Annotated in this window: 18 protein-coding genes; 12 read left to right on the top strand and 6 right to left on the bottom strand. The window is 60.5% G+C overall.

The genetic code is table 11. The annotated features are described in order from the left end of the window. Positions 1-404: 404 nt before the first annotated feature. Complete coding sequence (locus ACYVDM_RS25015; protein ID WP_415792678.1) at positions 405-683, bottom strand: hypothetical protein; 279 nt, start codon at positions 681-683, stop codon at positions 405-407. Between the two features lie 91 nt (positions 684-774). Here ACYVDM_RS25015 and ACYVDM_RS25010 point away from each other — a divergent pair, with 91 nt between their 5' ends. Both ACYVDM_RS25010 and ACYVDM_RS25005 read left to right on the top strand, forming a co-directional pair. After that, positions 775-1755 carry a LysR substrate-binding domain-containing protein gene (locus ACYVDM_RS25010; protein ID WP_415792677.1) on the top strand — a complete coding sequence of 327 codons (981 nt, stop codon included), beginning with the start codon at positions 775-777 and terminating at the stop codon, positions 1753-1755. A 93-nt stretch (positions 1756-1848) separates the two neighbouring features. Further along, positions 1849-4275, top strand: a complete 2427-nt coding sequence (locus tag ACYVDM_RS25005) for a DUF3772 domain-containing protein (RefSeq protein WP_415792676.1) — start codon at positions 1849-1851, stop codon at positions 4273-4275. On the opposite strand, the gene ACYVDM_RS25000 is transcribed toward ACYVDM_RS25005, so the two are convergent. From ACYVDM_RS25000 to ACYVDM_RS24990, 3 genes are all read right to left on the bottom strand, one after another. Next, a complete protein-coding gene (locus tag ACYVDM_RS25000; RefSeq protein WP_415792675.1) occupies positions 4264-5025 on the bottom strand; it encodes a TSUP family transporter in 762 nt (253 codons plus the stop codon). The genes ACYVDM_RS25005 and ACYVDM_RS25000 overlap by 12 nt on opposite strands. 52 nt (positions 5026-5077) lie before the next feature. Next, positions 5078-5959 (bottom strand): EamA family transporter, encoded by an 882-nt coding sequence (locus ACYVDM_RS24995; protein ID WP_415792674.1) that lies wholly within the window; start codon positions 5957-5959, stop codon positions 5078-5080. 113 nt (positions 5960-6072) lie between these two features. Beyond that, the gene (locus ACYVDM_RS24990) at positions 6073-6372 is read right to left on the bottom strand and encodes a YciI-like protein (RefSeq protein ID WP_415792673.1); all 300 of its coding nucleotides are present in this window, start codon (positions 6370-6372) and stop codon (positions 6073-6075) included. A gap of 106 nt (positions 6373-6478) precedes the next feature. Between ACYVDM_RS24990 and ACYVDM_RS24985 the strand changes: the two genes are divergently transcribed. The 10 genes from ACYVDM_RS24985 to ACYVDM_RS24940 all read left to right on the top strand — a co-directional run bounded on the left by ACYVDM_RS24985 (position 6479) and on the right by ACYVDM_RS24940 (position 23319). After that, positions 6479-6769, top strand: coding sequence for an antibiotic biosynthesis monooxygenase family protein (locus ACYVDM_RS24985; RefSeq protein WP_415792672.1), 291 nt, complete (start codon positions 6479-6481; stop codon positions 6767-6769). Positions 6770-7014: 245 nt separating this feature from the next. Then, entirely contained in the window at positions 7015-9606 is a 2592-nt protein-coding gene (gene acnB / locus ACYVDM_RS24980; protein ID WP_415792671.1) for a bifunctional aconitate hydratase 2/2-methylisocitrate dehydratase, read from the top strand. A 261-nt stretch (positions 9607-9867) separates the two neighbouring features. After that, on the top strand, positions 9868-12069 hold the full coding sequence (locus ACYVDM_RS24975) for a TonB-dependent receptor (RefSeq protein WP_415792669.1): 2202 nt from the start codon (positions 9868-9870) through the stop codon (positions 12067-12069). Between the two features lie 176 nt (positions 12070-12245). Beyond that, positions 12246-12821 (top strand): transglycosylase SLT domain-containing protein, encoded by a 576-nt coding sequence (locus ACYVDM_RS24970; RefSeq protein ID WP_415792668.1) that lies wholly within the window; start codon positions 12246-12248, stop codon positions 12819-12821. A gap of 93 nt (positions 12822-12914) precedes the next feature. After that, a complete protein-coding gene (locus ACYVDM_RS24965; RefSeq protein ID WP_415792667.1) occupies positions 12915-16535 on the top strand; it encodes an ABC transporter ATP-binding protein/permease in 3621 nt (1206 codons plus the stop codon). A gap of 168 nt (positions 16536-16703) precedes the next feature. Beyond that, positions 16704-19400: an aconitate hydratase AcnA gene (gene acnA / locus ACYVDM_RS24960; RefSeq protein WP_415792666.1), complete on the top strand. Its 2697-nt coding sequence runs from the start codon at positions 16704-16706 to the stop codon at positions 19398-19400. 144 nt (positions 19401-19544) lie between these two features. Further along, on the top strand, positions 19545-20747 hold the full coding sequence (locus tag ACYVDM_RS24955) for a DUF2863 family protein (protein ID WP_415792664.1): 1203 nt from the start codon (positions 19545-19547) through the stop codon (positions 20745-20747). Positions 20748-20773: 26 nt separating this feature from the next. After that, a complete protein-coding gene (earP, locus tag ACYVDM_RS24950) occupies positions 20774-22006 on the top strand; it encodes an elongation factor P maturation arginine rhamnosyltransferase EarP (protein WP_415792663.1) in 1233 nt (410 codons plus the stop codon). A gap of 153 nt (positions 22007-22159) precedes the next feature. Next, positions 22160-22717: an elongation factor P gene (gene efp, locus ACYVDM_RS24945; RefSeq protein WP_415792662.1), complete on the top strand. Its 558-nt coding sequence runs from the start codon at positions 22160-22162 to the stop codon at positions 22715-22717. A 101-nt stretch (positions 22718-22818) separates the two neighbouring features. Continuing rightward, positions 22819-23319 (top strand): DUF1178 family protein, encoded by a 501-nt coding sequence (locus ACYVDM_RS24940; RefSeq protein ID WP_415792661.1) that lies wholly within the window; start codon positions 22819-22821, stop codon positions 23317-23319. Here the strand turns inward: ACYVDM_RS24940 and ACYVDM_RS24935 are convergent. After that, positions 23276-25021: an ABC transporter ATP-binding protein gene (locus ACYVDM_RS24935; protein WP_415792660.1), complete on the bottom strand. Its 1746-nt coding sequence runs from the start codon at positions 25019-25021 to the stop codon at positions 23276-23278. The two genes, ACYVDM_RS24940 and ACYVDM_RS24935, sit on opposite strands and share 44 nt — an antisense overlap. Next, on the bottom strand, positions 25018-26499 hold the full coding sequence (locus tag ACYVDM_RS24930) for an ABC transporter permease (protein WP_415792659.1): 1482 nt from the start codon (positions 26497-26499) through the stop codon (positions 25018-25020). Before ACYVDM_RS24930 ends, ACYVDM_RS24935 begins: the two co-directional genes overlap by 4 nt. Positions 26500-26502: the final 3 nt, after the last annotated feature.

Raw genomic sequence — 26502 nt, 5'->3', positions numbered from 1 at the left:
CTCCGGCCCCGCCGCCTGAACACTCGTGTTCCAGCAGCGAAGGAGCGAGACTATAGCACAGGATATTCAGGGCATGCAAACCAGCCAGAATGACGGAATAAGCGCCTGCGCCAACGTTCAGGGAGCGGTCCAGGAACGGGCCTTATATCTATGTGGGAGCCAGGTTTCTCCCTCGATATAGGCGGGCGGCTTTCTTCATATAGAGAGACATTAGCCATCCCTTATATACAGCTGTCCGCTCTTCATTCTGTTCTTCATCTCTTTATAGACGTCAGCCCCTATATATACGAGCAGGCGGGGATATAGAGTGAGCGGGGGATCTTTATATTGATATTAGGGAAGGAAAGGGTAGGGAAGAAGGGGAAACAGCATCGATGCCCCCCCCCTTCCGTCCCACGTGTTGCTCACGACCAGAGCCAGTATGCTCGGCGATCTTGCTGGGCCTGGCGGATTGCACGGCTTTCAGACAGCATGCAGCCCTGTACCCCGATGTCTTGCAGCATGGCATCATCCAGCTCGCTCAGCGCCATGGCCGTTCTCTTACTGGCTCGGCGCGTCTCCCAGGCTGTCCACCATTCAGACCAGTGCTGGCTCAGCCGTGCGTGCCCGAATAACGGCAGACGCCAGGACGACGTGGTGACGCAAGCGCCATTGACTGCCGACAGATTTCCTTGCGATTCCATGTTTGCCTCCTCACTCAGGTTTTCATACTGGTTAGCTTAAAAGCACAAAACCTGGTTGTGAATCGCATTGTTCTACCCATTTTGGTCGGTTATGCTTACCAGCATGAGCCGTCTACCGTTAAATACCCTGCCCGCCTTCCGCGTGGTCGCCGAGCTGCAGAACCTGCGGGCCGCCGCAGAGCAATTGCACCTGACGCACAGCGCCGTCAGTCAACAGATCCGCGTGCTCGAGACTCAGTTGGGATTTCCCCTCTTTGAGCGGCAGGGTCGACGACTGATTTTGAACCCCGCGGGACGGGCTTTGCTATGCAGCGTGCGAACCGCTCTGGCACAGCTGGATGACGGGGTATTGGCCGCAGCCTCCGTTAGCAGCGGCGCCCACCAGCGCATACGTGTCTCGATGCTGCCCTCGTTCGCCCAGCGCTGGCTGCTTCCCCGGATGGCACGCTGGCGCGAGCGCCACCCTGATCTGACGCTGGAAATCGAAACCTCGAGCCACGTTTCCGATCTTGCGCGCGAGGGATTCCATGCCGGCTTGCGCTCGGGACGTGGCTCCTGGCCGGGCGTGCTGTCTGAGTCGCTGTTCGACACCCCGATGCCCCTCGTAGTGCTGGCATCGGCCGACACCGCGCGGCAATTAGCCGACCACACCCCGGAAACGCTGGCACGCCAGCCGTTGTTGGGCGACAAAGAGCTCTGGCGACAATGGTTCGCGGCAGCAGGGCTGACCGTCAATGCCACCCCCGTCGCGTCGTTCAATGATTTCAGCCTGATGTTGCAGGCGGCCGAGCAAGGCTTGGGACTAGCCCTCAGCCGTGAGCTGCTGGCCGCTGATGCGATGTACGCGGGCCGGTTGGTGAAACTATCGCCGATCAGCATCGATTTCGATTCGACCGATACGTATCATCTGGTCTACCCGCCGGGCCTGCGCGACTGGCCACCGCTGTCCGCCTTGCGCCAATGGATTCACGACGAGCTGGAGCGCTCGCGCGAGACGCTGGTATCCTGCGACGCGAATGGCGATGCCGACACCGCTGTCGACACGCCCTCCGCCCGCCATGATCACCCCTGATCGATCTGCACAGGTTTTGTTGCACTCGCAAGGCAGCACGCTGCTATGCTTGCTCAATACCCGGGGCCACCCGGAGCATGAGGTTCGCCCATTATGATGCAGCTCCCACGCACTCGATGTGCGTATTGGATTCGCCTGCTGGCGGGTCTGACATTATTTCTATGGTTAGGGCTCGCGGCGGTCGTCTCGGCACAGCCCGAAGCACCCCAAGGGCCGGCCGATGTCGAATCAGTTCTGTCCGATGCCCGTAAGCAGATCGACCAGATACTGGAGCGCCTGGACGACGACGACAGTGATGATGCCCAACTCACGCGCTGGCGCGCCGACGTGCTGGAGATCCAGTCACGCGCCGAGGGGTTGGCCGAAACGCTGACGCCTCAGCTGGCCGGTGTCACCGCCCGCTTGACGGAATTGGGTACGCCCCCCGAGGGATCAAGCGAAACCCCGGACGTCGCCGCTCAGCGCAAACAACTGCAACGAGACAACAAGACACTGGACTCGCAAGTCAAGCTCGCTCGTTTGCTCGCCGTCGAGGCCGCGCAGACAGCCGAACAGATTTCGACGATGCGCCGTACACAGTTTCAGGCGCGATTGGGCGAGCGACGTGATTCCATTTTGGGCAAGTCCTTTTGGACGGAGTTAAAGGGCGATCTTCCCCGAGACTCGCGCCGCTTGGGACAACTGGTTGACGAACTGCGCGAGGCGACCTCGAGCACGCCGATACTCGCCTGGATTGGGTTAGCGATCGTGGCGGGCATCACGGTAGTGCTGGGGATGGCATGCAGTCGCCTGCTACTGCGCCTGACGGCGACACGCGTGCCGCCGGGCCGATTACGGCGCTCATTCCTGGCGTTTGGCATCGTGATGCTGGCGACGGCCATGCCGGGCATCATTGCCGCCCTGATTTATACCGGACTGAACTGGAATGACGCCTTGTCGGACGATACTGGCGAGTTACTGTCCAGCCTGGCTGCCGTCGTGGCCTTTGGCGGCTGCGTCACCGGACTCGGTCATGCCCTGCTATCGCCCGAGCGTCCCAGTTGGCGCTTGCTGTCTATCCCTGACGATATCGCACACGGACTGCGACATATGCCCACGCTGCTGGGTATATGGGTCGTGCTGACCTGGCTGGGTGACGAACTGCCTATCTTGCTGAACGCCAGCCTGACCACCACGATCGTGATTACCTCGCTGGCGACGCTGGCACTGGCCGCGACGCTCGCATGGGGACTGCGACGCACCACGTCGTCGCGCAAACCTGTTCCTCACGAGATCGAAGAGTCGCCGCCGCCCCCGCGGCCGCTCTGGCTCTCGGTTCTGCGCAATATGATGTGGGTTGTCCTGGCCTGTTGTGTCATCAGTGCGCTGGCAGGCTACGTGGCATTTGGCAGTTTTATCGTCAAACAGGTTTTGTGGGTGCTGGCGATTTTATGTTTCGCCTATCTATTGTCTGTACTGATTACCGACGGGTTCAGCACCCTGCTGGCGCCGCCCGCCGACAACGAAAACGAGTCGCGCGCACGCCTTCATAGTCAAATCGCGGTAGTGCTGGCAGGCGTCGGTAGAGTAACGGTCGCGCTGGTTGCCGCCACCCTGCTACTGGCCCCGTTTGGGGAAGGGCCATCAGATCTGCTGCACCGCATGAGTCAGTTGCTCGGCGGCTTGCAGATCGGCGAAATACACCTTCGTCCGGGCGCCTTGATGCGAGGCTTCCTGGTGCTGGCGTTCGGCCTGATCGGCGTGCGCTTGCTCAAACGCTGGTTGGCGGATCGATACTTACCCACCACCGAACTCGACCCGGGTATGCAGCTATCGGCCGCGACTTTGTTCGGCTATGCGGGTGTGGTGCTTGCCATTGCCCTGTCTCTCTCGGCATTGGGACTGGGGCTGGAGAGAGTCGCCTGGATCGCCAGCGCCCTGTCGGTGGGAATCGGTTTCGGGCTACAGGCCGTGGTGCAAAATTTTGTGTCCGGCCTGATCCTGCTCGCCGAGCGCCCCGTCAAGGTGGGCGATTGGGTATCGCTCGGTGGCATTGAGGGTGACATCGCACGGATCAATGTGCGCGCCACGGAAATTCAGATGGCTGACCGGTCCACCGTGATTGTGCCGAACTCGGAGTTCATCACGAAAACGGTGCGTAATGTGACGCACAGCAATCCACTGGGACTGGTGCAAGTCAAACTGCCGATGCCGCTCGAAACGGATGCGCAACAGCTACGCGAACTATTGCGGGACGCATTCACGGACAATGAAGGCATTATGGAAACGCCAGCCCCCGAGGTGTATCTGGAAGGCATCGAAAACGGCCACTTGATGTTCAATGCGCGCGGCTATGTCAGTACGCCGCGTAATGCCTATAGTGTGCGTAGTGCGCTGCTCTACGACATATTGCAACGCATCGCAGAAGCGAAACTGCCCTTGTCTACACCGTCCGCCGTGCTGGTGACGACCACGCCGGACTCTGCCTCAGTGCCGGAGCCCGCGCCGACGCCGACACCGCCGATCAACCTATCCCCATAGTGCCCGGGAAACCGGGATAAGCAACCCCAAGCCTGAAATCAGCAACAGCAGGAAGACCAACCGCTTGACGGCCCGGAAGGAATCCGCCGAGGCATATCGGCGCACCAGCCAGGTCAGCACCACAACCACAGGCAAGGCTTCGACCCCGAGCCAAATCGCCGAGGCCGTCAAATTGCCCTGTGCCGTCACTAAAGAAAGGCGCAGGACCGAGTTGGCAGCGAACAAGACGAGCAAACTATTACGCACAACGGACAACGGCAGCGGTTGCCGATAGAAGTGATAGACCATTGGGGGGCCCGCGCTGGAAAACAATCCGCCCAACACACCGGACACCAAACCAAACGAGATAAAAGCGCCTCGCGATGAGATTGTTGTCAACGGCCGCGTGCCTGAAATCAACAAAACCGCACACGCCAGAATGGTCAGGCCCAACAGGCCGCGCAACAACAAGATAGCGTTGCCGCTGATCCAGTCCAGCGCGATAACGCCCGCCACCACCCCGGCGAGGCTGGCGAATAAGGGCGTACGGATAAGCGACCAATTCAACTGCCCGCGTGTGCCGTGCAAGGCGACGAGCGCGTTGACCAACATCAGCATATTGACCACGTTGGACATCTCAGGCAATGGCGCCAAAGACAACAAACCCGTCAGCCCCAACAGCACCAACCCAAATGCAAACCCCGTCACGGTCTGTGCATAGGTGGCCAGCGCCACACTGCCCAGGAATAAAAGATGATCAACCCACGTCATGATTTTCTATACGACAACTGCTACCGATGCGCCGGAGCGCAAGCGCCTACTGCTACCGTTTGCCTCCAGCGCGACTCGCGTAAACGTTTAAGCATAGACCACCCAGCACAAGGCCCGTGGCCACGACCTTCCAAAGAGGCAAGGATTCGCCTAGCAACACGACCGACGACAAAATGCCGAATACCGGCACCAGCAACGCCAGCGGCGTCACCGTGATCGCGGGATGCCGGGCGAGCAACCATCCCCAGGCGCCAAACGCGAACACGGTATTGCCGATTGCTTGCCACAGCGCCGCGAGCCAACCCCACATACTGGCATGAGCCAACGCGTCGACCACCTGCGAAGGCCCGTCGAGCGCCAGGCTGATCAGCAGCAGGGGGATAACGGCGAACAGGGAGCTCCAGGCGGTAAAGGCCACCATATTCACCCGGCCCGCCGCACGCATGACCATATTGGTGCATGCCCAGCTAAAGGCGGCGGCCAATACGACGCCGAAACCGATGAGCGTGATGGCCGATGCAGGGTCTGTCGCGCTACGCCAGGCCACCAAGGCATAGCCCGCTGTCGCCAATACCAGAGCCACGATTTGTAATGGCCGTGAGCGCTCACCATGAATAACCATCGACATAATGATGGTGAAGAACACCTGTGCCTGCACTACCAGGGAAGCCAATCCAGGCGTGATGTCGTGGCGCATGGCCCAATACACCAGGCCAAACTGTCCGACTCCCAGCAATAAGCCCGCGCGAACCAGCAGACTCCACGGCACGGCCGGACGGCGCATAACAAACACCCAGGGCAATGCCGACAACAAAAATCGCAATGTCGCGAACAGAAAAGCGGGAAATTCGGCCAGCCCCCACTTAATGATGACGAAGTTCGTCCCCCAAATGAAAACGACGGACAGCGCCAACAGCAGGTGCGAGAAAGGCATGAGCGGCGTGGTCAACGACCACCGTTAGGAACCAGGGCAAAGGCGGCATCATACGCCGTCACATTGCCCCGCGGCCAACGGACCAACAGACTGACAATACGCTGAACGCAATATCAGTTCGGCACGGAATGCTCCGCCAGGTACCCGACCACAGTGGTCCATGGCCGCACTCGCCATTGCTTGACCAACCCCTCCTGCACATAGGGGTCGGCTTGGGCAAAAGCCTCGGCGACCGCCGGGGAATCGGCCTTGAATAGCAGCACCGCCTGGTCGGCGGGATCAGCTAGCGCACCAGCCAACACCAACTCGCCTCGCGCGACGGCGGCACGCGCCATGGCCAGATGCTTGTCACGAAACTCGCCTCGGCGCTCTAAGTAGTCGGGGACCAAATCGTAGAACATCAGATAATGCATGGCGGCTCCTGAGCTAAAGTCACGGTGTAGCTTGATCATACCTGTCGTGAGTTTTGCCCGTCTTATTATTCATTTATCGCGTTGTTCACTGACTCAAGGAATCCCAATGATCCAGGAAATAGCCAGCATTCTCGTGACTGCCGGGCAAGAAGCCCAATTCGAAGACGGCGTGGCGCAGGCCAAACCGCTCTTCCTGCGTGCCAAGGGTTGTCATGGCGTGGCGTTGCATCGGTCGATTGAAAACCCTCAGCAATACACATTGGTCGTCGACTGGGAAACCGTGGAAAACCATATGGTTGATTTCCGGGAGTCCGCAGATTTTCAAGAATGGCGCAAGCTGGTCGGCCCGCATTTCGCGCAATCACCACAGGTGCATCACGAGACCAAAGTGCTGTAGGCCACGAGGCAGTTTGAATTAAGGCCCCCACGCTGCGCCTTCGGTTTGCTGCCCCCCGAGGGGGTGCTTTTTGCCTTGGGGCGGCCCAAGGCAAAAACCATGGAATAGTTTCCCGTCTGCGGAAGTCGGAATGATATTGAAGCAAGTCTTATATAAGATATAAGACACTTGCTCCAAACCTCCTTCAGTTCTACAATCGGCCTCGACAACCCTTCTCGCAACCCGACTTTTATTCAGGCCATCCCATGCTGGAAACGTACCGCAAACACGTTGCCGAGCGCGCCGCGCTGGGCATCCCCCCGCTGCCGCTCACGGCTCAACAAACTGCCGACCTGATCGAGCTTCTGAAAAGCCCGCCCGCGGGCGGAGCAGAAAATCTGCTGGAATTACTGACTTATCGCGTACCGGCCGGCGTGGATGACGCCGCCAAGGTCAAGGCTTCGTATTTGGCGGCCGTCGCGCTGGGCACCGAATCGTGTGCGCTGATCAGCCGGGCCAAAGCAACGGAATTGTTAGGCACCATGCTGGGTGGCTACAACATCGGCCCGCTGATCGAGCTGCTGGACGATGCCGAGGTCAGCACCATCGCGGCCGACGCGCTGAAAAAGACCCTGTTGATGTTTGACGCCTTCCATGATGTCAAGGAAAAGGCCGACAAGGGCAATACCAACGCCAAAGCCGTGCTGCAAAGCTGGGCCGATGCCGAGTGGTTCACCAGTCGCCCCGAGCTTCCCGAAAGCCTGACGATCACGGTTTTCAAGGTACCTGGCGAAACCAATACCGACGACCTGTCGCCCGCGCCTGACGCCACGACACGTCCTGATATCCCGATGCACGCCCTGGCAATGCTCAAAAACAAGCGCGACGGCGCAGCATTCGAGCCCGAAGAGGACGGCAAGCGCGGCCCGGTGCAGTTCATCGAGTCGCTGAAAGAAAAAGGCCATCTGGTCGCTTATGTGGGTGACGTGGTCGGCACGGGCTCGTCGCGTAAGTCCGCCACCAACTCGGTGTTGTGGTTCACCGGCGAAGACATCCCCTTCGTCCCCAACAAGCGCTTTGGCGGGGTCTGCCTGGGCAGCAAGATTGCTCCCATTTTCTACAACACCATGGAAGACGCGGGCGCCCTGCCGATCGAGCTGGACGTGTCCAAGATGGAAATGGGCGACGTGGTGGAACTGCGTCCCTACGAAGGCAAGGCCCTCAAAGACGGCGAAGTCATCTCCGAATTCCAGGTCAAGTCCGAAGTGCTGTTTGACGAAGTGCGCGCCGGTGGCCGCATTCCGCTGATCATCGGCCGTGGCCTGACCGCCAAGGCGCGCGAGGCGCTGGGCCTGGCTCCCTCGACCCTGTTCCGCCTGCCCAAGAGCCCCGTCGACTCCGGCAAGGGCTTTACGCTGGCCCAAAAAATGGTCGGCCGTGCCTGCGGTCTGCCCGAAGGCCAGGGCGTGCGTCCCAACACCTACTGCGAACCGCGCATGACCTCGGTGGGTAGCCAAGACACCACTGGCCCCATGACCCGCGACGAGTTGAAAGACCTGGCCTGCCTGGGTTTTTCGGCCGATCTGGTCATGCAGTCGTTCTGCCACACCGCCGCCTATCCGAAACCCGTCGACGTCAAGACGCACCACACGCTGCCGCAGTTCATCAGCACGCGCGGGGGCATCTCGCTGCGCCCGGGTGACGGCGTCATCCACTCGTGGCTGAACCGCATGTTGCTGCCGGATACGGTGGGTACGGGCGGTGACTCGCATACTCGTTTCCCGATTGGTATTTCGTTCCCGGCCGGCTCGGGCCTGGTGGCCTTTGCCGCCGCCACGGGCGTGATGCCACTGGACATGCCGGAATCGGTGCTGGTGCGCTTCAAGGGCAAGATGCAGCCTGGCGTGACGCTGCGCGATCTGGTCAACGCCATCCCGCTGTACGCCATCAAGCAAGGCCTGCTGACCGTGGCCAAGCAAGGCAAAAAGAACATCTTCTCCGGTCGCGTCCTGGAAATCGAAGGCCTGCCCGATCTGAAGGTGGAACAGGCATTCGAACTCTCCGACGCGTCGGCCGAACGCTCTGCCGCAGGTTGCAGCGTGCGCCTGAACAAAGAGCCGATCATCGAATACATCAACAGCAACATCGTGATGCTGAAGTGGATGATCGCCAACGGCTACGAAGACGAACGCTCGCTGGGCCGCCGCATCAAGGCCATGCAAGCCTGGCTGGCTGATCCCCAGCTGCTGGAACCCGATGCCGATGCGGAATACGCCGCCGTCATCGACATCGACCTGGCCGACGTGCACGAACCCATCGTGGCCTGCCCGAACGATCCCGACGACGTCAAGACCTTGTCCGATGTCGCCGGCGCCAAGATCGACGAAGTCTTCATCGGTAGCTGCATGACCAACATCGGCCACTTCCGTGCCGCCTCGAAGCTGCTCGAAGGCAAGCGTGACATTCCGGTCAAGCTCTGGGTGGCTCCGCCGACCAAGATGGATGCGCAACAACTGACCGAAGAAGGCCACTACGGTGTCTTTGGTACGGCGGGCGCGCGTACCGAAATGCCGGGATGCTCGCTGTGCATGGGTAACCAGGCACAAGTCCGCGAAGGCGCGACTGTCATGTCGACCAGCACGCGTAACTTCCCCAACCGCCTGGGCAAGAACACCAACGTGTACCTGGGTTCGGCCGAACTGGCCGCCATCTGCTCGCGCCTGGGTCGTATTCCGACCAAGGACGAGTACATGACCGATATGGGCGTCATCAACAAGAGTAGCGACCAGATCTATCAGTACCTGAACTTCGACCAGATCGACGACTACAAAGACGTAGCGGCGGTCATCGAGGTGTAACTCGGTCTACTGACTGCGGTAGTGGAAACGGCCCTGAGGGTTTTCTCAGGGCCGTTTTTTTTTGCGGGGGAAGTTGTGTTTTTTCGGGGAGCGAGATGTTGAGCCCTTAACGCGCCGCTGTTCGGCGTGAGCCGGTGGGGCCGGCCGGTGCGCAACGGCCCATAGTGTTGTGCACTTAGACATAAAACATTGCGTAAGTTGGGTACGATCACGATAATAAAAGGCATTCTTATTACCATTTCCTGGATAGAGCCCTCTGCTATGCCTACTTTTACGCTGCGTCGTGTGCTGCCCACTGTCAGTTGCGCCCGCCTCACACCTCTCAATCTTGCAATTCACGCAGCGTTGTCTGCTGGGGTGCTGACTGGCGCGCCTGCTTGGTCACAAACCGTGCAGGGCGCTGTCACCACCCTCGAATCCACCACGGTGACCGGCGAAACCCCTATCTCCGCCCCCACCTCCGTCGAATATGCGGGCGGGCAAGTCGCGCGTGGCGGCCAATTGGGCGTGCTGGGCAACATCGACAACATGGACGCGCCCTTTGTGGTCACCAGCTACACATCCAAGCTGATCGAGGACCAACAAGCGCGCACGCTCGGCGATGTCGTCAAGAATGATGCCTCGGTACAGGTGGGCAATGGCTTTGGAAACTCGGCCGAGACGTTTTCGATACGCGGCTTTCCGCTGAATAACGACGATCTGTCATTCAACGGGCTGTACGGTATTTTGCCGCGTCAGGTGCTGCCGACGCAGATGGTGGAACGCGTCGAAATCCTGAAAGGGGCCAATGCCTTTTTGAATGGCGCCGCACCGGGCGGGTCCGGGTTGGGTGGCTCGATCAACATCCAGCCCAAGCGGGCCGGGGTGGATCCGTTGACCCGGGCGACGATCGACTACACCAGCGACTCTCAAGTGGGTGGCGGCGTGGATATCGGACGACGTTGGGGAGAAAACCAGGAGTTTGGAATCCGCGTCAATGCCGCCCATCGTGATGGCGATACAAGCGTCGACGATGCGGGCCAACGGATGACGGTCGGCACGATCGGCCTGGATTATCTGGGCGAAAAACTGCGCGTTTCGCTGGATGCCGGTTATCAAAAGTATCGTTATTCGCAGCCACGTCCCACGATTAGAGTCAGCGGCGACGACGTTCCGTCGCCACCATCCAATGATACGAACTATGGTCAACCATGGACGTACAGCGAACTGGAAAGCACCTATGGTGTGCTCCGGGCGGAATACGACTTCACCAACAACTGGATGGGCTACGCGGCCATCGGCACCAGCCACGATCGCGAGAGTGGCGATTATGGGCAACCCACTGTCGACGGCGATGGCATCGGGACCGTGGGCCGATTGACCGTGCCGTACACCCGCGACTCCGTCAGCGGTGAAATTGGAGTGCGCGGAAAATTCCAGACCGGGCCGGTCGGCCATTTGGTGAATATTGGGGTGTCCGGGCTGCAGACTCGCGTCCGACAGGCATGGGAAAGGAGCGCTTCCAGCCCGATCGACATCTACAATCCCGACTATTTTGATCGTCCCTCCGATGTTGTGAACGGGGCGGGTGACATGGACGATCCACACATCAGCAGTCGCACACATTTGACGAGCTTTGCCTTGTCGGATCAGTTGTCGTTCTTGGATGATCGCGTCTTTCTGACCCTCGGGGTACGACGTCAAACGATCAAGGACAAGCTCTACGACGGAAATGGTATCCACACGACGACGTACGATGAATCGGTTTGGACGCCCGCCTATGGTTTGGTTATACGGCCTTGGGAGGAGGTGTCGTTTTATGTGAACCACATTGAGGGGTTGACCAAAGGCGATGCCGCGCCGCGAGACGCCAGCAATTTTGGCGACACGCTCGCCCCCTATCGCACCAAGCAAACCGAAGCCGGTGTCAAATTTGATTTCGGCAATCTCGGCGGCAATATCGGCATTTTTCAGATCGAGAAACCTCAGGCCTATATGGACTCGGATCTCGTGTTTGGCTTGGCGGGCTCGCAACGTAATCGTGGACTGGAATTCAATATCTACGGCGAACCCACCAAGGGTGTACGACTGTTAGGTGGCATTACGTTCATGGATCCGGAGCTGCGTGGCACCCAAGGCGCCGAACAAGACGGCAATGATGCGATTGGCGTCCCACGCTATCAAGCAGTGCTCGGTGCTGAATGGGATATCCCTGCGCTCACTGGGTTGACGCTGCAAGCCTACATACAACGCCGCGGTTCGCAATACGTCAATATCGACAATACCGCCAAAATCCCGGCATGGACACGGGTCGATCTGGGCGCGCGTTATGCCACCAAGATTGATGGCCACAACGTGGTATGGCGTGCCGGCGTGGACAATGTCACAGACAAGAAATACTGGGCGACCGTAGGGAACTCGTTTGGTCAGCTTACCCAAGGCATGGGGCGCGTTTATAAGCTGTCCATGTCTGTCGATTTTTGATTGACAGGATCTGGCTTGCCTAATGGGGCGTCGTCGCTGGTGACGATGCCCCTTTCTCTTTTTACGTGCAGTGCGCATCACACAACCACTCAGTCTATCCCCTCAGGACGCTCAGCTCCCCTGCGATACGCGTATAACGCTTAGAATGCCCCATCCCCTGAACAAGGAACGCGGCAATGAAACCAGGGCCACTGGCACTGACCCTTTTGATACTGTTGGGCGGCTGCGCGACCACCCCGCCGTCCAACCCCGAAAACCTCTGCGAAATCTTTCGTGAAAAACCCGATTGGCGAGAGTCCGCGCTGGATATGCGCGAAAAATGGGGAGTGCCTGTGCAGGTGGCCTTTGCCATGATGTACCACGAGTCCAGCTTCCGGCACGATGCTCAGCCCCCACGCTATTACTTTCTGGGCTTTGTTCCATGGGGTCGTGTCAGCTCGGCGTATGGTTATGCGCAAGCCAAGGATGAAGCCTGGGCGGACTACAAGAAAGAAGCTGGCGGCTGGACATCCAGCCGTGATGACATGGCCGACTCGCTGGATTTCATGGGCTGGTACATCAGCAAAACGCAGCAGATCAATGGAGTGTCCAAATGGGATGCCTATGGTCAGTACCTGAACTATCACGAGGGCTGGACGGGCTATCGCAACCGCAGCTACGACAGCAAGGCCTGGTTGAAACGGGTGGCACAGCAAGTCCAGGCGCGCGCTGAACGCTTTGGCGCGCAATATCGCAGTTGCGAGAAAGACTAACTCTGACGATCACACAGCGCGCGCCGCTATGGCCATAATGTCGGCTGTGCCAATGGCCGGCTGAACGCCAGACGGCCACGACAAGGAAGCTGCATGTATTTCGATTCCATTCTCTGGGGTATGACGCGCGGCGTGAGGCTGCGCATGTTGGTGTGCGCCTTACTCGGACTTTTGGGCCTGGCCGCGGGAATAGCCCGCTTTGCACTGCTGGGAAAATTTCTCGCACAGTTGTTTGCAGGCGAAAGCGGTGCCGCCCTCTGGTGGCCGCTGGCCGGCGCCGCGATAGCGATCGTACTGCGCGGCGTGTTCGAACATGCGTTGAACACGCTGGCCAATCGCAACGCTGCACTGATCCAGAACAAGCTGCGCGCCAGGCTGTACGACAAGATCGTCGAACTGGGGCCGGCGTGGTTCGGGGGTCAACGCACGGGCGGCGTCATGCTGGCGGTGATCGACGGCGTAGAACAGTTGCAATCGTTTTTCGGACGCTATCTGCCGCAGCTATTCATTGCCGCGTGCGCGCCTCTCGTGATTTTTGCATTTATCGCGTGGTGGGATTGGCCCGTGGCATTGGTGCTGTTGGCGGCCGCGTTGGTGACGCTGATTCTGCCGCTGATCGCGCACCGCAGCCACAAGGATGCCTCTCGCCAACGTGCGCAGGCGTTCAAAGCCTTTGGCGAGGAGTTCCTGGATGCGATGCAGGGCCTGCCTACGCTTAAGGCCTTTGGTCAAAGCCGCCCTTGGGGAGAGCGTCTGGCGCAACACGCGCGCGCACTGTCGGACAACACATTCAAGGTCCTGGGACGCGAGGTATCCGCACGCTTTGCTACTGACATCGGCATTACCGTTGGTGCGGCCGCCGCGCTGGCGCTGGGCGCCTGGCGCGTCGCAGATGGGCAAATGACCTTGGCGGCGCTACTAGTGGTATTGATGGCCGGCACGGAAATTTTCCGGCCGCTACGTGACATGCGCGCCGTGCTTCACCATGGCCTGATGGGACAGTCAGCGGCGGCGAGCGTGCGTGCGCTGCTGGATGCCACCACGTCCGCTCCCCAGGCGGTACGGGGACATCTCGCCACGTCGTCCGGCATCAAACCCGCCGACGTTTCCGGTCGTCGAGGCGGCTTGTCCATTGCATTCAAGCAAGTCGCTTTCTCGTACCCGGGCGGTCGTCAAATCACGCATCAGGGCATGGATTTTGACATTGCCCCGGGCGAGCGAGTGGGGATTGTCGGCCCCAGCGGATCCGGCAAATCCACGCTGGTCAGACTGCTCTTGCGTCTGCATGATCCCCAGGCGGGGACGATCCAGATTGAGGGTCGCGATCTACGCGAACTGGATCCCGAGGACGTGCGGGCCAGCATCTCTTTGGTGGCACAGGACAGCACGCTATTCCACGGAACTGTAGAACAAAATTTGCTGCTGGCTCGCCCCGATGCCACGCCGGATCAAATCCTGGCTGCGACGACCGCGGCGAATGCCCATGCCTTTATTGCCGCCCTGCCACAGGGCTATCAGACCGTGCTGGGCGAGCGCGGCACGCAATTGTCCGGCGGACAACGTCAACGTCTGGCGATTGCCCGGGCCTTGCTGCGCGACACGCCGATATTGATCCTGGACGAGGCCTTGTCCTCTGTGGATGCGGAGAATGAAGCCGAGATTCAGCAGGCCCTGGACCGACTCAGCCAGGGCCGCACGACGCTGGTGCTGGCGCACCGCTTGTCCAGCGTGATCAATGCCGATCGCATCCTGGTGCTCGATGGTGGACGCATCACGGAAACCGGCACGCATGACACGCTCATGGCGGGCGATACGCTCTACCGCCGCCTGATGGGTGGGCAACACGACACCGCCACGGCTGACGAGACGATCGGGGAACTGGCCGGACGCGTGTCGGCGCCTGACTCCGTCGCCGACGCATCGGCCGACGACAACAAGCGTGCTGCCCCCCTCTCCCTCGAAGCCGATGCGCAGCACGTCACCACCCGGCAGGTACTGCAAACGCTGACAGAAATCATCCAGCCCTGGAAAAAACAATTTGCGATCACCGTCGCCAGTGGCATCGGACGCGTCGCGGCCTTTATCGGAGTGTCGGTATTGGGTGCGCTCGTCATCGCACGCCTGAAAAACGGCGAGTCTTTCGATGGCTTGTTGATTGGCTTGTTTGTGGCCGCGATCGCCGCCGCCGCCCTGCATTGGATCGAGTCCTGGCTCGCTCACGCCATTGCCTATCAGCTCTTGGCGGAAATGCGTATCTCGCTTTACCGGAAACTGGAGGCGCTGGCACCGTCCTATCTGTTGCGCCGCCGCTCCGGAGACTTGGTCGGTTTGGCGACACAGGACGTGGAAACGGTCGAATATTTCTACGCACATACGGTCGCGCCGGCCTTTGTCGCGGTTCTGATTCCACTGGTGGTGCTGGCGATCCTGGGTATCGCCGCCTGGCCGTTGATGTTGGCGCTGCTGCCCTTTTTGTTGTGGGCGGGCCTGTCGCCCTGGCTGAATCGCGAACGCGTGGATGCGCAAGGCAGCCGTGCCCGGCAAGCACTCGGGCTGCTAAGCGCCCATCTATCCGAAACGATCCAGGGTCTCTCCGATCTGGTGGCCTTTTCCGCCACTGATCGGCGTCGCGCGGGCTTTTTGGCAATCGCCGAGGATTATCAACGGGTACGACTGGCCCTGTTGGCCGATCTGTCCAGGCAAACAGCCCTGCTGGAAATCGCCACCGGCCTGGGCGGCCTGACCGTCGCAGCGGTCGGCGCCTGGTGGGTCGCGCAAGGCGCGTTGGCCGCGGGTCTGCTGCCCTTACTGATTCTGCTCTCGGTCGCCGCGTTCTTGCCAGTGTCCGAGATCGCGCAGGTCAGCCGCCAGCTCGCGGACACGCTGGCCGCGACGCGGCGCCTGCGTGTCGTTCACGACGAAGCGGTACCGATTACGGATGGCCCGCTCTCGCCGCCGCTGAACGGCACCGGGCTACCCCTGGCCTTTGAGGACGTCACGTTCACGTATCCGGGCCGGCAGGAGCCTGCCCTGCGCAACGTTACGCTCGCTCTACCGGCGGGCGCCACCCTGGCGCTGGTCGGCCCCTCCGGCGCAGGGAAAAGCACGCTGGCCAGCTTACTGCTGCGATTTTGGGACCCGCAACAAGGCGCGGTGCGTATTGACGGCGAACGTTTACCCGCCATGACGCTGGATGCCCTGTACGCTCGTATTGCGCTCGTCGCGCAAGATACCTGGTTGCTCAATGGCACGCTGGAAGACAACATCCGCCTCGCCCGCCCCCATGCCAGTCCGGATGAGATGGATCAAGCGGTGGCACGCGCCGCGCTGGCGGATTTTGTCGCGGGCCTGCCCGATGGCCTGCAAACCCGTGTCGGCGAACGCGGGGTCGCCCTGTCTGGTGGACAGCGTCAACGCATCGCCATCGCGCGCGCGTTTCTGCGTGACGCCCCGATTTTGATTTTGGACGAGGCCACCTCGCACTTGGACGCGATCAGCGAGGCGCAGGTACACCAGGCCCTGGCAGACCTGATGCGCCATCGCACCACCCTGATCATCGCGCACCGCCTGTCGACCATCCGACAGGCCGATATTATCGCCGTGGTGGATGGAGGCCAAATTGTCGAATCAGGCGGACACGACGAACTGCTGCAGCGCGGGGGAGCCTATGCGCATTTGGTGCGTCGACAAATGTCCGCCGCACAACAAACCTGATTGATGGAACTTTGATGCGCGACAGAAGTCTTATATAAGAGTTAAGATTTAAGTATCCAGGCCCCGTAATGCCATCCCGTCGCGCGAATGTCACGGCATACAATGACAAATGCGCCAAAACGCCAGAAAATGGCAGTTTTACGCGGTCCCACACCCACGGAGTCCATCATGCCGCACAACACGTTTAATACCCTCAAGAATTTCAAAATCGGCGATAAGTCCTGTCAGCTATATTCCCTGCCGGCCCTGGGCAAGGCGCTGGGGGTAGACGTGCAGCGCCTGCCTATCTCGATTCGCGTCGTACTCGAGTCGGTACTGCGCAACTGTGACGGCCAGAAAGTAACCGAAGAGCACGTCAAGCAATTGGCGAGCTGGCAGGCCAATACCAAACGTGAGGACGAGATCCCCTTTGTGGTGGCTCGTGTTGTGCTGCAGGACTTTACCGGTGTACCGCTGCTGGCCGATATCGCGGCCATGCGGTCGGTGGCCGACAAAATGGGCAAAGACCCCAAGCGCATCGAGCCGCTCGTGCCGGTCGACCTGGTCGTTGACCACTCGGTCATGATCGACTATTTCGGCACCAAAGACGCGCTGGACCTGAACATGAAACTGGAATTCAAGCGCAACCAAGAGCGCTACCAGTTCATGAAATGGGGCATGCAGGCGTTTGACACTTTTGGTGTGGTGCCTCCGGGCTTTGGGATCGTTCACCAGGTCAACCTGGAATACCTGGCGCGCGGCGTTCACCAGAAAAACAATATTTACTACCCTGACTCGCTGGTCGGGACCGACAGCCACACCACCATGATCAACGGTATCGGCGTAGTGGGCTGGGGGGTTGGCGGCATCGAGGCCGAGGCCGGCATGCTGGGCCAACCCGTCTATTTCCTGACGCCTGACGTGGTCGGTGTTGAGCTCAAGGGCAAATTGCGCGGCGGCGTGACCGCGACCGACCTGGTGCTGACCATCACCGAAATGCTGCGCCGAGAAAAAGTCGTCGGCAAGTTCGTGGAATTCTGCGGCCCGGGCACGGCCAGCCTGTCGGTGGCCGAGCGCGCCACGATCGGCAACATGGCGCCGGAATATGGTGCCACGATGGGCTTTTTCCCGGTCGACGAGCGCACCATCGACTATTTCGAGGGCACGGGCCGCACCCCCGAAGAAATCGCCGCGTTCGAAGCCTACTTCAAAGCACAAAAGATGTTCGGCGTGCCCAAGGCCAAGGACATCGACTACACCAAGCTGCTGACGCTGGACCTGTCCACCGTCGCGCCGTCGCTGGCCGGCCCCAAGCGCCCGCAAGACCGTATCGAGATCGGCAACGTCAAGAGCACCTTTGCCGACCTGTTCTCCAAGTCCAGCGCAGATGGCTTTAACCAGCCTGCCGAAAAACTCGAACAGACGTTCACCACCAGTACGGGTGACCCGATCAAAAACGGCGACATCCTGATCGCGGCCATTACCTCGTGCACCAACACCTCCAACCCCAGCGTGCTGCTGGCTGCCGGTCTGTTAGCCAAAAAGGCGGTGAAAGCCGGCCTGACGGTCCCCAAGCACATCAAGACCTCGCTGGCACCAGGATCGCGCGTGGTCACGGAGTACCTGACCAAAACGGGCCTGCTGCCCTACCTGGAACAGCTCGGCTTTGACGTGGCCGCCTATGGCTGCACCACGTGTATCGGTAACGCGGGCGACCTCGCTCCGGAGCTGAACGAAGCCATCCTGAGCAACGACCTGGTCTGCGCGGCTGTGCTGTCGGGCAACCGCAACTTCGAGGCGCGGATTCACCCGAACATCAAGGCGAACTTCCTGGCCTCACCCCCGCTGGTCGTGGCCTACGCACTGGCAGGCACCATTACCCGCGACCTGATGACAGAGCCCGTGGGCAAAGGCAAAAAGGGCGATGTGTGGCTGGGCGACATTTGGCCCACCACCGAAGAAGTCCAGGCCTTGCTCAAGTACGCGCTCAATCCCAAGGCATTCCGGAACAACTACGGACAGGTCAAGACCAATCCGGGCGATCTTTGGGAAAACATCAAGGGCGTGACGGGTGAAACCTACAATTGGCCCGACTCGACCTATATTGCCGAGCCGCCGTTCTTTGAAGGCTTCGGCATGACGCCGGGCGCCATGCCAACCATCCAGGGTGCACGCGCACTCGGTATTTTTGGCGACTCTGTCACGACCGACCATATTTCTCCGGCGGGCTCTATCAAAGAAACCTCGCCAGCGGGCAAGTGGCTGAAAGAAAACGGCGTCATGAAGGCGGATTTCAACAGCTACGGCTCACGCCGCGGCAACCACGAAATCATGATGCGGGGCACCTTTGCCAACGTGCGCATCAAAAACCTGATGATTCCGGCGCTACCCGATGGAAGTCGCTTCGAAGGCGGCGAGACGTTGTTCCAACCCACAGGCGAACAACTCTCCATCTATGACGCCGCCATGAAGTACGTAGCTCAAGGCACCTCCACGGTGGTGTTCGGCGGCGAAGAGTACGGCACGGGCTCATCGCGTGACTGGGCGGCCAAGGGTACCCAACTGCTCGGCGTCAAGGCCGTGGTGGCGCGCAGCTTTGAGCGCATTCACCGCAGCAACCTGGTCGGTATGGGTGTGTTGCCGCTGCAGTTCAAGGGCGATGACACGGTCGAATCGCTGGGCATCACCGGCCAGGAGACCTTCGACGTCTCGGGCCTCGAAGACGGCATCAAACCCATGCAAGACGTCACGCTGACCATCCATCGTGCGGATGGCTCCAAACAAGACGTGTCCGTCCTGCTGCGCATTGATACCCCCATCGAGGTCGACTACTACCAGCACGGCGGCATCCTGCCCTTCGTGCTGCGCCAGTTGTTGGCTGCCTGACGATAGACCGCCCTGGAGTGTTTCCCGGAAACCTCCAGGGGAATCGACCGATCCCGACTGTCCCGGGCGAGGTCAACGCTATCGCGCGCCGGACCAGCGTTAAACTAGGGAGTTCCAACCTCTTTTAGCGCCCCCTCATCACACATGGCCCGAGCCCGCAGCCCCGCTTCCCCCCGCCTTAATCGCGACGCGTCGCGATTGGTGACGCTTGCCCAATCGTTGAATCGTTCCGGTAGCCGGGTGGAGGATCTGTATTGGGAACACCTGCTGACCGATGCCATTGCCAAGTTGCTGCGCAGCAGCCAGGACGTCCCGCTCGAATCCGCGCTGGATCACCTGTCGCAAAAAGACGTGGGCGCCTACGAAGTCCTGGTCGAACTGGCAGAGACGCAGTCCGAGTCGATGCAGATCGACAAAGACGGTCAACGCTTTGACGTTCTGCTGATCGTCGTCCCCCTCGTCGCCTGGACGCGCTATGCGATTCCCACGGGCCCCATTACCACCGCCGCGCAGCAAACCCTGCTGGCGCACTTGCACGGTCACGTCCTGGCCGACGGGGTGCGCGCAGCGTTGATGCCAACGTTAGTCAGCATCGATCAAATGCCGCGCACTTTTTCGGAAACGTGGCAGTGGATGCAACGACTGGGCAACCAGGCACTGGGCAATGACGCGGGTCAACCGACCTTGAACAGCGAGGCCGAGCTCACCAACATGCTGGCGGACACGCGCTACGTCGTCGCTGCGGTCGCCGTACCCGAGCGGGCCGCCGTGTTCCGCTGGCAAGAGCACCCCGGCGACGACACCTATAGCCGCGAGGCCTGCCACGCACAGTGGGTGGAACAGGTGCAACCCACCCTCGCCACCATGCTGCCGGGCTGCGGCATGGAGTGCCTGTTGCCTGATGCGTATTACGTCAGCAACCGGGAGGCCGACCGTCGCGTTCGGCCCTTGTCGCTGCGTGCGGCCACACACTGGCTGGAGGGCACACTGAATCTGGCTGCCTCCGAATTGCGCGGGGTCATTGCGGGCTGCGGCGAAAACCGTATCGACGAATACCGTATCGGTTTTACCCTGCGCAATAGCAATGACGTCTACTACGGATGTGTCTGGCCCGTTTATGGCCACGAAGACAACATCCTGGATGATGAAGACCAACCCAGCGTGATCGACGAAATCGCGGCCTTGCTGAAAGAAAGTGGTGTCAGCGAAGTCCGCCATATTCCAGGCATATTGCCGCCGGAATTTTGTGAAGACTGTGGCGCGCCGTTGTTTCCCAGTCCGCTGGGCGAGCTGGTACATGCCGAGCTCCCCGACGACGCAGACACCACGCCTGCACAGTTCCACTAAGTGGTGCGGGCATGCGGACCGATAGCATGCGAGCCGATATCTTCTGCCGCGTCGTCGACAACTATGGCGATATCGGGGTGTGCTGGCGACTGGCCCGGCGCCTGTCAGGAGGACACGGCTGGCAGGTGCGTCTCTGGGTCGACGATCTGCGCGCCTTTGCCCGCATTCAACCTGGCATCCTGACCGACGGGACGCCGCAGGTGCACAGCGGTATCGATATTGTGCACTGGACCCCCAGCCCGCCTGCGCTCGATCCCGGGGACGTCGTGATCGAAGCGTTTGCGTGCGACCCCCCGGCCTCCTTTATCGAGGCGATGCGACGCCGACAGACCGATACACAGGATCGCGCGCCCCTCTGGATCAACCTGGAATATCTCAGTGCCGAGCCCTGGGTAGAAGGCTGCCATGGTCTGCCCTCCACCCGCTCGGATGGTTTGCTTAAGTATTTCTTTTTCCCGGGATTCACCCCCGCCACCGGTGGTCTGCTGCGGGAACCCGGAATCAGCGAGGAGCGCAATGCCTTTCAAGCGTCTCGCGGCACACAAGAGCAGTTCCTGCGCGGCCTCGGACTGGCCAATGCCGCCCTGGGCCACTGGCGGGCCGGCGCCCGCCTGGTCTCGTTGTTCTGCTATCCCCATGCTCCCGTGGCAGCGCTGGCCCATGCCCTCGCCCGCGACACTCAACCGACGCTGCTGTGGGTGCCCGAGGGCGTCGCCCCCGGACTGGAGCAAGCCGTCGCGGATCCGCTTGCCGGTCACGTGCAAATCGCCCGGGCGCCGTTCGTGACACAACCAGACTTCGATCGCCTGCTCTGGTGCGCCGATCTGAATTTCGTGCGCGGCGAAGACTCGTTCGTCCGGGCAGCCTGGGCCGCGCGCCCGCTAGTCTGGCAAATCTATCCGCAGGACGACGACGCGCATCGAAACAAGCTCGAGGCGTGGCTGACGCGCTATCCAGCGCCGCCCCAGGTCCAATCCGTCATTCGGGCGTGGAACACCCCCGGACCTGGCCAAACGACGAGCGGCGATCAGGCCAACGCTGACACGGTTGACTCGGCGGTTAGCAACACCATCGACGGCACCGATATCGACCCAACCGGCGCCGACGCCGTCTCGGCTGTTTTGGCGGCCGCCCTGCGGCCTGCGACCTGGCAGGACTGGCAAAATGCAGCCCTTGCCTGGGATGCTGCTCAGGCGAAGCTTCCCGATTTAGGGGACAGATTGGTTGATTTTTGCACGGAATTATCCAGGAAACGCTAGAATAGAGAGTTTTCCGAGACCCTTTGCCCGCGCATGTTGCGTCGAGCCAGGCCTCGACTTTGACAGCCTCCCAGGGCACGCAGGGCCAGCCCACGCCGGTATCCCCTGCGCGCAAGTACGGTGAGCGCGCTATAACACCCGGAGTTTTAATCAATGAAAACCGCTCAGGAATTGCGAGTCGGCAACGTGGTCATGGTGGGCAAGGATCCCCTCGTGGTCCAGAGGGCCGAATACAACAAGTCTGGCCGTAATGCTTCCGTCGTCAAGCTCAAGTTCAAAAACCTGCTGACCGGCTCGGGCAGCGAATCGGTCTACAAGGCCGACGAAAAATTCGACATCGTCGTGCTCGAACGCAAGGAATGCACCTACTCGTACTTCGGCGACCCCATGTATGTCTTCATGGACGAAGAGTACAACCAGTACGAAATTGAAGCCGAAAGCATGGGCGACGCGCTCAACTACCTCGAAGAAGCCATGCCCGTCGAAGTCGTCTTCTACGACGGCCGTGCCATCTCGATCGAGTTGCCCACCATCCTGGTCCGCGAGATCACTTACACCGAACCCGCCGTCCGTGGCGATACCTCGGGCAAAGTCCTCAAGCCCGCCAAGATCAACACCGGCTACGAGTTGAGCGTGCCGCTGTTCTGCGCCATTGGCGACAAGATCGAAATCGATACACGCACCAACGAATACCGTAGTCGCGTAAACTGATCGATCAGGCGGGATTTTCCCGCCCTATTGCAGCAGTTTCCCTGACGGCGCCTGCGGGCGCCGTTTCATTGCCGTTTTGCTGCTGCACCCCTATCTTCGCCATGGCACTTAAAGTATTCGACCTGGAATGTGATCAAGGCCACCTTTTCGAAGGCTGGTTCAGCTCGCACGACGACTATGACACGCAACAAGCGCGTGGACTACTCACGTGTCCGCTGTGCGCATCCGCGACCATCACCAAGCGTTTGTCGGCACCCCACCTGAACGTCAAGCATTTGCGGGCGCCGGCGCCAACGAGCACGCCGGCCTCATCGGCCGTTGCCCCGACGGGCGCCACCTCTACCGCCACCGCAGCCCATGCCAATCCCGCCGCCATGGCGCGACTGCAGGCCGCCGTGCTGCAAGAAATACGCAACGTCATCCGCAACACGGAAAATGTCGGCCCGCGCTTTGCCGAAGAGGCTCGCCGCATTCATGAGGGCGACGCGGACGAACGCCCCATCCGCGGCACCGCGACTCCCGAAGAACGCGCCGCCCTGAACGAGGACGGCATCGAGGTCATGGCTGTGCCGGATTTTCTGGATGATGATCGGCTGCAGTAGCACCGAACGTCAGGCGCGGCACAGCCTCGAGCAATCGACGCGTCATTTCGTGTTCCGGCGCATGCAGTACCGCATCGGCCGTTCCCGTCTCGACAATGCGTCCAGCGTGCATGATCGCAATGCGGTCGGCCAGATACTCGACCACGCCAAAATTGTGCGTGATGAACAAGTAGGCAATCCCCAATTCGGCCTGAAGCTCGCGCAACAAATCCAGTATCTGCGCCTGAACCGACACATCCAATGCGGACGTCGGCTCGTCGCAGATCAGGACCTTGGGCTCCACCGCCAACGCGCGCGCGATGGCAATGCGCTGGCGTTGCCCCCCCGAAAACTCATGGGGATAGCGGCCTTCCGTATCGACGGGCAAGCCTACCCGCTGCAATAGATGCCTCGTGCGATTTCGCCGCTTGGACATGGACATGTCAGGTCGCATCGCGGCAACCCCTTCGTCCAGAATGTCGCCCACGCGCATACGCGGGTTCAGCGAGGCAAAAGGATCCTGAAAAACGATCTGAATATCCTGTCTCAACCGGCGCAAGTCACGGCGACCGGCGTTGAGCAAATCGTGCCCGTTCAATAAGGCGCGCCCCTCGACTTTTGCACCATCGACCAGGCGCAACAAGGCCTTGCCCGTGGTGGTCTTGCCGCAACCCGACTCACCCAACAGCGCCAATGTCTCGCCCGCGCGCAACGAAAAAGTGACGCCATTGACGGCCTGCACCCACGAGTCGATACGCCGCAAAATCCCCTTGCGGATCGGGTAATGCACCAGCAGGTCTTGAACGTCCAGCACCACCTCGCCGGGCAGCGAATCAGGCAGAACACTTGTCGCGGCGGTCACGGAAACCCGAGGCGTCGCAGATACCTCGGATACGCCAGGCCCTGCCAATGGCCGGCCCCGTTTTTCATATGTGGGAATGGCATCGAACAACTGACGCGCATAGGGATGGCGCGGGTGTTCAAAAAACACATCCGCCGGCGCGCTCTCGACGATTTCACCGTCACGCATCAGCGCGACATGCTTGGCAACGTTGCGCACTACGGCTAAATCATGGGTAATCAGCAAAATTGCCATACCCATTTCGCGTTGAATATCCGCTAGCAATTCCAGCACTTGCGCCTGCACCGTCACGTCCAGCGCGGTCGTGGGCTCATCGGCGATCAATAGCGCGGGCTCCGCAGCCAACGCAATGGCGATCATCACGCGTTGTTTTTGGCCACCTGAAAACTGAAACGGATAGTCATCGACACGCCGTTCCGGTTCCGGAATACCTACGCGACGCAGCCAGTCGATGGCACGCGCCCGCGCAGCGGCACCACGTAAAGCAGTATGTGCCTTTAGGGTTTCCAGAATCTGGTCGCCCACGCGCATCACCGGATTCAGACTGGTAGACGGTTCTTGGAAGATAATGCCGATGCGACCCCCGCGCACGCCCCGCATCGCGCTTTCCGACAACTGATTCAGATCCTGGTCGTTTAAGCTGATTTGCCCACCCACGATACGCCCCGCATCCGGCAGCAGGCGCAGCAGCGCCAGCGCCGTCATGCTTTTGCCGCAACCAGACTCGCCAACCAAAGCAAAGGTCTCGCCTCGCTCGACGGCCAATTGCAGGCGTTTGACGGCGTGCGTCAGCCCCGTATCACCGACAATGGCGACGTCCAGATCTGCGACGGTCAACAAGGCATTCGCCGCGCGGCTCACGGTGCGGCTCCTGTTTCGGCCTGGGCCGGTGACACGTCTTTCTTTTTCAGCCATCGTTTTGGCCGATAACGGCGCGCACGCGGGTCAAAGGCCTCACGCACGGCGTCGGCGAACAGATTCGCCGCCAGCACCAAGGCCAACATAAAAACGAAGGCGGTCAACAGATTCCACCAGATCATCGGATCTCGCGACATTTCGAGCCGGGCGCTGTCGATCATGGAACCGAACGAATTCATGCTCGGGTCTACACCGATGCCCAGATACGACAACACGGCCTCGTAAAGCACCAAACCGGAGAACTCCAGCACGACCGTGATCAACACGATGTGCATCACGTTAGGCAACAAATGACGCCGCATAATGCGCCAGTGCGATACGCCAAAGGCGCGTGCCGCCTGCACGTACTCGAGCTCGCGCAGCTTCAGCGTCTCTGCGCGCAGCAGGCGGCACAACCCCGACCAGCCGGTCAGCCCCAGGATCATGCACAACAAGAACAATCTCAGATCCGCCCGCGCCGCCGAGGTGTCAAACAGATCGGGATGCGTGTCGATATACACCTGCATCATCAACGCGCAGGCCGCCACCAATAGCACCCCGGGAATCGAGGTCAGCGTCGTGTACACATACTGGATGGCATCGTCGACCCGCCCTTTAAAGTAACCGGCCGCCAGTCCACAACCGATCGCTGGCGGCAACATCGCCAGCGTCGTCAGGCTGCCGATCACCAACGCCGTACGGACGCTTTTGAGGGCCTGCCACAAGACATCATTACCCGTGCGATCCGTGCCAAAGACGTGATAGCCACTCGCCAAGGCCACAACGATGGCCAGGACCAGGCACAACAACGCGTAAGTCAGCCACATCGCACGCCACGGCAGTTCGGTATGACCGCGAACCACATCGACGAGGCCCTGCCGCCAGCCGCCTCGCGACCGTCCCAGGGCTGCCGCCAGGACCACCGTGCCCAACAGTGCCGCGATCACGCCGCCGGTCACGCCCCATGCCAAGCGCTGCATGACATCGCCCCGCCAGTCGCTATCGGGATCAGACAGATGGGCGCCGCCACTGCGCAGAAGCGGAAAATTGCGTATCGGATGACCGTCGATCAGCTCCGTCTCTTTGGTGAATTGACGCACCGCCAACGGTGAAGAATAGGTTTTCTCGGGCCGCGTCAGCACTGTGTCATTCAACAGGCCGTCCAGTGCAGATTGCACCGCCGGTGCATAAATCGGCGGCGCATTCGCGGCTGCCCCCGGAGCGGGGGGTAACTGCGGTCGATAGTGGATAGAGTCCAGCAGACCAATGACGACAAATGCCATCAACACCACGGCGGAACTCATGGCCGGCGCATCGCGGCCTACCGTGGCCCAGGTGGCGCGCAGGTTTGGGCTGCGGCGCACGTGCCAGACGTAGACCAACACGCCGGCCACCATGAGAAACAGCGCAATATCCGTCCACAGGAATACAAATTTTGGCATAGC

The organism is Bordetella tumulicola (genome assembly GCF_054779135.1).
Note: the sequence above shows the minus strand (reverse complement) of the source record. Positions and strands in the feature narration are given on the sequence as shown.

Excerpts from the sequence above, each read along its gene's own strand:
- ACYVDM_RS25015 (WP_415792678.1), bottom strand. The coding sequence starts at position 683 with ATGGAATCGCAAGGAAATCTGTCGGCAGTCAATGGCGCTTGCGTCACC.
- ACYVDM_RS25010 (WP_415792677.1), top strand. The coding sequence starts at position 775 with ATGCTTACCAGCATGAGCCGTCTACCGTTAAATACCCTGCCCGCCTTC.
- ACYVDM_RS25005 (WP_415792676.1), top strand. The coding sequence starts at position 1,849 with ATGATGCAGCTCCCACGCACTCGATGTGCGTATTGGATTCGCCTGCTG.
- ACYVDM_RS25000 (WP_415792675.1), bottom strand. The coding sequence starts at position 5,025 with ATGACGTGGGTTGATCATCTTTTATTCCTGGGCAGTGTGGCGCTGGCC.
- ACYVDM_RS24995 (WP_415792674.1), bottom strand. The coding sequence starts at position 5,959 with ATGCCTTTCTCGCACCTGCTGTTGGCGCTGTCCGTCGTTTTCATTTGG.
- ACYVDM_RS24990 (WP_415792673.1), bottom strand. The coding sequence starts at position 6,372 with ATGCATTATCTGATGTTCTACGATTTGGTCCCCGACTACTTAGAGCGC.
- ACYVDM_RS24985 (WP_415792672.1), top strand. The coding sequence starts at position 6,479 with ATGATCCAGGAAATAGCCAGCATTCTCGTGACTGCCGGGCAAGAAGCC.
- acnB (WP_415792671.1), top strand. The coding sequence starts at position 7,015 with ATGCTGGAAACGTACCGCAAACACGTTGCCGAGCGCGCCGCGCTGGGC.
- ACYVDM_RS24975 (WP_415792669.1), top strand. The coding sequence starts at position 9,868 with ATGCCTACTTTTACGCTGCGTCGTGTGCTGCCCACTGTCAGTTGCGCC.
- ACYVDM_RS24970 (WP_415792668.1), top strand. The coding sequence starts at position 12,246 with ATGAAACCAGGGCCACTGGCACTGACCCTTTTGATACTGTTGGGCGGC.
- ACYVDM_RS24965 (WP_415792667.1), top strand. The coding sequence starts at position 12,915 with ATGTATTTCGATTCCATTCTCTGGGGTATGACGCGCGGCGTGAGGCTG.
- acnA (WP_415792666.1), top strand. The coding sequence starts at position 16,704 with ATGCCGCACAACACGTTTAATACCCTCAAGAATTTCAAAATCGGCGAT.
- ACYVDM_RS24955 (WP_415792664.1), top strand. The coding sequence starts at position 19,545 with ATGGCCCGAGCCCGCAGCCCCGCTTCCCCCCGCCTTAATCGCGACGCG.
- earP (WP_415792663.1), top strand. The coding sequence starts at position 20,774 with ATGCGAGCCGATATCTTCTGCCGCGTCGTCGACAACTATGGCGATATC.
- efp (WP_415792662.1), top strand. The coding sequence starts at position 22,160 with ATGAAAACCGCTCAGGAATTGCGAGTCGGCAACGTGGTCATGGTGGGC.
- ACYVDM_RS24940 (WP_415792661.1), top strand. The coding sequence starts at position 22,819 with ATGGCACTTAAAGTATTCGACCTGGAATGTGATCAAGGCCACCTTTTC.
- ACYVDM_RS24930 (WP_415792659.1), bottom strand. The coding sequence starts at position 26,499 with ATGCCAAAATTTGTATTCCTGTGGACGGATATTGCGCTGTTTCTCATG.